Here is a 273-nt window from a genome sequence, read left to right on the forward strand (position 1 = left end):
TTATGACTCTCAACCAGCGCGTTGTCAGTAAAGCCAAAATCCCGGTCGAGGAGCACCAGTGGTTTTTGGATCTGCCGCAAATGATGCTGCTGGTTTTCCAGCGTCGAGGGAACGATAAACAAGCCGTCCACGTTGCGCGCCATCAGGGCTTTGACCAGCTTATTTTCGTAATCCACATCGTTGTAAGTACAGCTGATCATCAGCTGGTAGCCCGAACGGCGGCAGCGCAGTTCGAGTTTCTCGGCGAGCGTTGCAAAGAACACGTTCGAGATG

1 pseudogene is annotated in these 273 nt (G+C 52.7%); it reads right to left on the reverse strand.

The features are described 5' to 3' along the window. Window positions 1-273: pseudogene (locus RTW80_RS29260) on the reverse strand (LacI family transcriptional regulator); the annotation flags it as partial.

Origin of the sequence: Escherichia sp. AM3 (genome assembly GCF_032029835.1) — a bacterium.
Taxonomy (GTDB): domain Bacteria; phylum Pseudomonadota; class Gammaproteobacteria; order Enterobacterales; family Enterobacteriaceae; genus Escherichia; species Escherichia coli.